The 2,056-nt window shown below is 72.1% G+C and carries 2 protein-coding genes; both read left to right on the top strand.

Translation table 11 applies throughout. The annotated features are described in order from the left end of the window. Window positions 1-548: DeoR/GlpR family DNA-binding transcription regulator (locus AC27IO_RS23380; protein WP_498741054.1), on the top strand; the 548-nt coding region annotated here is incomplete at its 5' end. A 26-nt stretch (window positions 549-574) separates the two neighbouring features. Beyond that, window positions 575-1,972, top strand: a complete 1,398-nt coding sequence (locus AC27IO_RS23375; RefSeq protein WP_498741052.1) for an ethanolamine ammonia-lyase subunit EutB — start codon at window positions 575-577, stop codon at window positions 1,970-1,972. Window positions 1,973-2,056: the final 84 nt, after the last annotated feature.

Raw genomic sequence — 2,056 nt, 5'->3', positions numbered from 1 at the left:
AAAAGCGCGCCATCGCCCGCGCCGCGCTGCGGCAGCTGCAACCCGGGCAGACGCTGTTCCTCGATGCCGGCAGCACCACCACCCTCCTGGCGGCGGAGCTGTCGTCCCTGTCGGGGATGACGGTGGTGACCAACAGCCTGAACGCCGCGCTCCAGCTGGCCGGGGCCGACGCCGGCCGCCCGGCGCGCAACGACGTCATCCTGCTGGGCGGCCGCACCGACCCCGGGGTGCGGGCCACGCACGGCGACATCACGGTGGCCGAGATCCACCGCTACCGCGCCGACGTGGCGCTGCTTTCGCCCGTGGGCATGCACTGCCTGCACGGGGCCACCAGCTTCGACCACCACGAGGCGGCCATCGCCCGCGCCATGGCGGCGCAGGCGCAGCGGCTCATCGTGCTGGCCGACCACAGCAAGATCGGCCAGGCCAGCCGCGTGGTGTATGCAGGCCTGCCCGAGATCGATACCATCGTGACCGATGCGGGCTCGCGCGCGCTGCCCGGCCTGTCGGCGCTGCAGGCGGCCGGCAGCCACGTCATCGTCGCCTGACCGTCCACGAAAGGCCCCGACGCCCCATGCCCGCCAGCCGCTACCACCACACCGCCGGCGGACAGCGCTGGCAGTTCCGCGACCTGGGCGACGTGATGGCCAAGGCCACGCCGGCCCGGTCGGGCGACGTGCTGGCGGGCATCGCGGCGGGCACGGCGGTGGAACGCATGGCCGCGCGCATGTGCCTGGCCGATGTGCCGCTCGACCGCTTCCTGAGCGAAGCGCTGGTGCCCTACGAGGACGACGAGGTCACCCGCCTCATCATCGACACGCACGATGCCGCGGCCTTCGAGCCCATCGCCCACCTCACCGTCGGGGGGCTGCGCGACTGGCTGCTGGCCGCGGACAGCGCCCTGCTGACCGCCGTGGCCCGGGGCCTCACGCCCGAGATGGCGGCCGCCGTTAGCAAGCTCATGCGCAACCAGGACCTGGTGGCCATCGCGCGCCGGTGCCGGGTGACCACGCGCTTTCGCAACACCCTCGGCCTGCCCGGGCACCTGGCCGTGCGGCTGCAGCCCAATCACCCCACGGACGACCTGCGTGGCATCGCCGCCTCGATGATCGACGGCCTGCTCTACGGCGCGGGCGACGCGGTGATCGGCATCAACCCGGCCACGGACAGCATCGCGGCCCTGACAGGCCTGGTGCACCGGCTTGACGAGGTGATTGCCACGCTGCGGATCCCCACGCAGTCCTGCGTGCTCACGCACGTGACCCACACCATCCAGATGATCGAGCAGGGCGCGCCGGTGGACCTGGTGTTCCAGTCCATCGCCGGCACCGAAAAGGCCAACGCCGGTTTCGGCGTGAACCTGGCCCTGCTGCATGAGGCGCGCGAGGCGGCCCTGTCGCTCCGGCGCGGCACGCTGGGCGACAACGTCATGTATTTCGAGACCGGCCAGGGCAGTGCCCTGTCGGCCGACGCCCACCACGGCGTGGACCAGCAGACCTGCGAGGCACGGGCCTACGGCGTGGCGCGCGCGTTCTCGCCCCTGCTCACCAACACCGTGGTCGGCTTCATCGGGCCGGAATACCTGTACGACGGCAAGCAGATCATCCGCGCGGGCCTGGAAGACCACTTCTGCGGCAAGCTGCTGGGCGTGCCGCTGGGCTGCGACGTCTGCTACACCAACCATGCCGAGGCCGATTCGGACGACATGGACACGCTGATGACGCTGCTGGGCGTGGCGGGCCTGACCTTCATCATGGGCGTTCCGGGTGCGGACGACATCATGCTCAACTACCAAAGCACCTCGTTCCACGACGCGCTGTACCTGCGCGAAGTGCTGGGCCTGCGGCGCGCACCCGAGTTCGAGGCCTGGCTGCAGCGCATGCAGCTGACCGACGGGGCCGGTCGCCTGCTGCCCGCCGCGCAGCAGCGGCCCGCGCTGGCGCAGTTGCGGCGCATCGGAGGGGCCGGTTGATGGCCGACACGCCCGCCACCCCGGACGCCGGCCCCCCGCCCGATCCCTGGGACGACCTGCGCGCCCACACGGCGGCGCGGCTGG

Source organism: Acidovorax sp. KNOB132 (assembly GCF_057541515.1).
The sequence above is the reverse complement of the archived record's forward strand: the minus strand, read 5'-3'. Positions and strand labels throughout refer to the sequence as shown.